The organism is Pseudomonas sp., from assembly GCF_032058845.1.
In the GTDB taxonomy this organism is placed as follows: domain Bacteria; phylum Pseudomonadota; class Gammaproteobacteria; order Pseudomonadales; family Pseudomonadaceae; genus Aquipseudomonas.
The window spans coordinates 2,850-8,391 of record NZ_DAMCCR010000146.1 but is presented as its reverse complement, the minus strand read 5'-3'; the positions used below and the strand labels follow the sequence as shown (position 1 = coordinate 8,391).

The following is a 5,542-nucleotide window of genomic DNA, read 5'->3' as shown; positions in this document are numbered from 1 at the left end:
GCGCAGGCCCTGACGCGCCGGCGGCGTGGCCTGGCCGCTGCCCAGCAACAGTTCGCCGCGCCCTTCGGTCAAGCGCTCGGCCGGCGCCACGTAGGCCAGTTGTGCGAGGTCGGCGTAGCTGGCGTCCATGCGTCGCTCGGCGCCGTCCAACGACATGCTGAAGCGGCTGTTGCGCACGGTGGACGCGGCCTTGCCGAACGGCACCGGCAGATCGATCTGCAGGCCTTTGAGCGAGGAATCGACGATCAGGTCATTGCCTTGGCTGCCCAGGTTCACCTGCAACTGGTAGGGCAGTTCACCGGCCAACGGCAAGGCCTGGTCGAACTGCAACCAGTGGGTCAGCGTGTTCAGCGCCACCTGGCCGCTGGCATCGATGCGCGTCTGCAGCCGGCCGCCCTGGCCAAGGGCCGAGATCTGCGCGGTGACCGGCCGATCGAAGGCCCGGAAGCTGATGTCACGCCCGCTGAGGCCCTTGGCGAGGTCGAAGGTGAAGTCACCCTTGAGCTGACTGAGCGGCAACTGGGGCGAGGCGATCTTCAAGCTGGCGTCGTGGGTGGCGAAGTCGACCAGCACCTTGGGCGTCTGCCCCTTGGCCAGCGGGATGTCGAGGGTGACCTTGCCGGTCAGCGGCCCCTGACCTTCCCATCCGGCGAACACGCTTTGCGTGCCGATGGGCGCTTCCTTGAGGATTTTCACGCCATCGGCCAGCTTGCCATCGACCTTGCCCTCGACCAGCAGGTGGCTGGGCTGGCCTGGCGCGGCATGCGGGATATCGACCTTGACCTGGCTCAGTTGGGTGTCGAGCATACGCCCGCGCTCGGCCATGACACGCACGCCGGCATCGTCGATATAGACCTTGCCGTCGACCTCTTTGAGCGCAGGCCAGCCAGGCTGGAAATCCAGGACCGCGTTACGCACGTCGAAGAACAGGCTGAGGGTACGCGCATGGGCCGGCGCATTGTGCTGCAGCGAGCCCTGGTACTGGAAGTAACCTTCGTCAACATCACCCTTGACGATGGCGCTGCGCAGCCACTGCTCCACCTCGTCGCTGAGCACGGCAGGCAGGTACTTGGCGGTATAGCGACCGTCGCCGTCGGTCAGCCCCACGCGCAGGTCCATGTAGTCTTCGTGACCCGGCTCCAGGAACAGACGAATCAGGAAATCGCCGGCGATGTTGCCCTCCTCGCCTTTGACCTTCAGGTACGGCGCGACAAGGGTGAAGCTCTGCTTGTTCAGGGCCCAGGTCAGGCGCGCGTTGGCCTGCTGGTAGTGCCAGGGCTTGTCGAAGATCGGGTACAGGTGAAGCATGAACGCCTCACTGTCCAGGCGCAGTTCGCCGTGGCCGAGGTCACCGCTGATGCTGCCGCTGACGTTGCCGGCCGCCGGCGCGCCGTGATAGGCGTCGAAGCCGACCTTGTCCAGGTTGGCCGCGAACTGCAGGCGCTGATCGCCCTCGGCGTGCGGGCGCAGATCCAGGCGCAGGTTGTGTAGCGCGCCGGTGACCTTGAGGGCGTCAACCGCCTTCATGGCTTGTTCGGGCAGGGGCGCGAGGGCATCGATGACAGCGCTCAGCGGGGTCAGGTCAACACGGTCGGCCTGCACCTGCCAGGTTTCCTGCTGCGCGGTGTCGTCCTGGCGTTGCTGCAGCTTGAGACGCGATTCCCAGGCGGTGTCGCCGATCTGCGCCGCCAGTGAGTCGACCTGCACTTGCAGGCCCTGGGCATTGCGCTGCAGCCAGGCGGCAACAGTGACGTCTTTCAGGCTGATCGGCTTGCGCCCCTGGTAAGCGCCACGCAGGTGCGGCGCATCGAGACGGACCACCGCGTCCTGGAGTTTCTCCTCGCCCCACTGCAGCCACACTTCGCCGCCTGCGGTCAGCGTCTCGGCCTTCCAGTCCGCCAGCAGCCGCGGCGGCAACCAGGCCGCCCAATTGGCCTGTGGCAGGTGCAGGTAGCCTTGCACCGTGCCCTGCCGCCATTGCTCGGCCTGTGCCTGGCTGTACAGGACGGCCGACAGGCGTTGCCCGTCAGGCAAGGTGGCCTGCAGCTCCAGCGACTGGCGCCGGCTACCGGCCTTGAGGCCCAGCTCGACGTAGGTCAGGGTCAACGGTTCGCGTTGCCAAGGGTGCAGCGTCACCTGGCTGTCGAACAGGTCGACCCGCCCAAGCTGGCGCAGTTGCTTGAGCAGCTGTTCGGGATCGAGCGGCGCATCATCGCGCTTGGGCACGTCCTGCAGCGTCCACTGGCCGTTCTGGTCTTCGCGAACGATCATCTGCACGCCACTGACCTGCAGGTTGGCCAGGCGAACTTCGCGCGCCTTGAGGCTGGCCCACAGGTCGGGCACCACCTTGATGGCGTCCAGACGCAACGCTGCCTTGCCTTCGCCCACCTGCACGTCGCGCAGGGTGATGATCGGTGACAGCCGTGCCCACTGCCCTTGCAGCGCGCCAAGGTGAACCGGCACACCGGCCGCCTCGGTGACCTTGGCTTCGATGTCGCTGCGGTACTCGGCGACCAGCGGCACCAGCAACCGGCCGAGGCTGGCATACAACGCGACCAGCACCGCCAGCAGCGCACAGATGCCCAGGCCCCAACGGGTCAAGGCGCCGGGAACGCGTGTCATACGCCCCATGGCCATGGCCCTCCAGATGAACGTTCGATAATGGCCGTGGGCAGCGCGCCGGTCAGTGGGCGTGCGGCATCAACCCCGCTCAGAGCAGCACCACGTCGTACTGCTCCTGCGAATACATGGACTCGACCTGGAAGCGGATGGTTCGACCGATGAACGCCTCGAGCTCGGCAACGTTGCCCGATTCTTCGTCCAGCAGGCGGTCAACCACTTTCTGGTTGGCCAGCACCCGGTAGCCTTCGGCCTGATAGGCACGCGCGACCCGCAGGATTTCCCGGAAGATTTCGTAGCAGATGGTTTCTGGCGTCTTCATGCGCCCACGCCCCTGGCAGGCGTTGCACGGCTCGCAGAGCACCTGTTCGAGGCTTTCGCGGGTGCGCTTGCGGGTCATCTGCACCAGGCCCAGCTCGGTGATGCCGATGATGTTGGTCTTGGCGTGATCGCGTTCGAGCTGCTTCTCCAGGGTACGCAGCACCTGGCGCTGGTGCTCTTCGTCTTCCATGTCGATGAAGTCGATGATGATGATGCCCCCCAGGTTGCGCAGGCGCAGCTGGCGAGCGATGGCGGTGGCCGCCTCGAGGTTGGTCTTGAAGATGGTTTCTTCCAGGTTGCGGTGACCGACGAAAGCCCCGGTGTTGACGTCGATGGTGGTCATCGCCTCGGCCGGATCGACGATCAGGTAACCGCCTGACTTGAGCGGCACCTTGCGCTCGAGCGCGCGCTGGATTTCATCTTCGACACCGTACAGATCGAAGATCGGCCGTTCACCGGGGTAATGCTCCAGGCGGCTGGCCAGTTCGGGCATGAGTTCGCCCACGAACTGAGTGGTTTTCTGGAAGGTTTCCCGCGAATCGATGCGCACCTTCTCGATCTTGGCATTGACCAGGTCACGCAGGGTGCGCAGGGCCAGCCCCAGGTCTTCATAGATGACCGTCGGCGCGCCACAGGTTTTCATCTGGCTGCTGATCTGTTCCCAGAGCCGACGCAGGTAGCGGATGTCCTGCAGGATGTCGTCGGCACGTGCGCCTTCGGCCGCCGTGCGCAGAATGAAGCCCCCGGCATCCTTCATCTCTTCCTGGGCCATGCAGCCGTTGACCACCTGCTTGAGGCGCTCGCGCTCGGCTTCGTCTTCGATCTTCAACGAGATGCCGACATGACTGCTGCGCGGCATGTACACCAGGTAGCGCGACGGGATCGACAACTGGGTGGTGAGCCGCGCGCCCTTGGTGCCGATCGGATCCTTGGTGACCTGCACCACCAGGCCCTGGCCTTCGTGCACCAGGGCGCTGATGGTTTCCACGGCCGCGCCTTCGCGCAGCGAGATCTCCGAGGCATGGATGAACGCTGCACGCTCCAGGCCGATGTCGACGAACGCTGCCTGCATGCCGGGCAGCACGCGCACCACCTTGCCCTTGTAGATGTTGCCCACGATACCGCGGCGCTGGGTGCGCTCGACATGCACCTCTTGCAGCACCCCGTTTTCGACCACTGCCACGCGTGATTCCATCGGCGTGATGTTGATCAGAATCTCTTCACTCATGGCAGTTTCTCGTCAGACGTATCAGGTAATGATGGGTCGCCCTGCAGCCTGTGGCGACCTTCTGCAATCGACGCCGATGCCTAGTGCCAGCAGTCGATGCCAAAGGTGCCGAGCAACTCGGCGGTCTCGAACAAGGGTAACCCCACTACCGCGGAATAGCTGCCGCTGATCTGCCTGACGAACACCGCGCCCAGGCCCTGGATGGCGTAGCCGCCGGCTTTGTCGGCCGGCTCGCCGGTGGCCCAGTAGCGTCGTGCCTCGGCGCTGGAAATTCCACGCAGAGCGACGTCCGTGCTGACGCACAGGCTGCGGGTGGTGATGCCATCGGTGAGGGCCACGGCGGTGAGCACCTGATGGCTGCGCTCGCTGAGGCTGAGCAGCATGCGCTGGGCGTGGTCGGCATCGTCGGGTTTGCCCAGCACCTGCCCGTCGAGCACCACCACCGTGTCGGCGCCGAGCACGACGCCCGGGGCCTGCAACGAGGCGAAGCCGGCCCTGGCCTTGGCCTGGGCCAGGCGTTCGACGTAGCACTGGGCGCTTTCGCCCGGCAGCAGGGTTTCATCGACCGGAGCGCTGAGCACGGAAAACGGCACGCCCACCTGGGCCAGCAGTTCACGGCGTCGCGGGGAGCCTGAGGCCAGGTAGAACGGGGGCATTGGGGGTTGTCTCCGTGACAGTGTTGAGAAACCGCTAGTTGATGCGCAGTCTGCGGCGCAGGTCGCGCAATGCGAAGCTCAGCCACGGCCACAGCACGGCACTGATGAAGGCTGACCACACCAGCGCCAGGGTCGGCAGGCGGTTACCGGTGAGGGCACTGAGCCACAGCTGCACCAACTGCGCGATGCCGAAGATCACCAGGACCACCAGGCTTTGCTGCCACATGGGGAAATTGCGCATGCGCTGCTGCAAGGTCAGCACCAGGAAGGTGATCAGGGTGAGCACGAGCGCGTTTTGCCCGAGCAAGGTGCCGTACAGCACGTCTTCGGCAAGGCCCAGGACAAACGCGGTGGTCATGCCGACGCGGTGCGGCAGGGCCAGTGCCCAGAACGACACCAGCATCGCCAGCCACATGGGCCGGAACACTTCGAGAAACTGCGGCATCGGCGAGACGCTGAGCAGCAGGCCAAGGGCGAAGGTCAGCCAGATCACCCAGCCATGATTGCTACGCAGACGCACCATCACTGCCTCCGAGGTTGTGCCGCCGACGCCGGCGGTTGTGCGGGGGCGGCGCTGCCAGAGGCAGGCGTGCCAGAAGGCGGCGCGGCGGTCTGAGGCGTACCGGGCTGAGCCGCGGGGTTTTGATTCTGCGCGGGCGTCGACTGGCCGGCGGGAGCAGCCGGCGTGGTGCCACCCTGGCCCGTGGCGGGTGTAGCC

General features: G+C 65.7%; 4 protein-coding genes. All 4 read right to left on the bottom strand.

Annotated elements, in window-relative coordinates; genetic code table 11:
* A partial coding sequence (locus RT028_RS19065) for a YhdP family protein (RefSeq protein WP_312936856.1) occupies nt 1-2,637 on the bottom strand: 2,637 nt, incomplete at its 3' end.
* A 73-nt stretch (nt 2,638-2,710) separates the two neighbouring features.
* A complete protein-coding gene (gene rng / locus RT028_RS19060) occupies nt 2,711-4,168 on the bottom strand; it encodes a ribonuclease G (protein ID WP_312936854.1) in 1,458 nt (485 codons plus the stop codon).
* Nucleotides 4,169-4,248: 80 nt separating this feature from the next.
* On the bottom strand, nt 4,249-4,824 hold the full coding sequence (locus tag RT028_RS19055; protein WP_312936852.1) for a Maf family protein: 576 nt from the start codon (nt 4,822-4,824) through the stop codon (nt 4,249-4,251).
* Between the two features lie 34 nt (nt 4,825-4,858).
* Entirely contained in the window at nt 4,859-5,347 is a 489-nt protein-coding gene (mreD, locus tag RT028_RS19050; protein WP_312936850.1) for a rod shape-determining protein MreD, read from the bottom strand.
* Nucleotides 5,348-5,542: the final 195 nt, after the last annotated feature.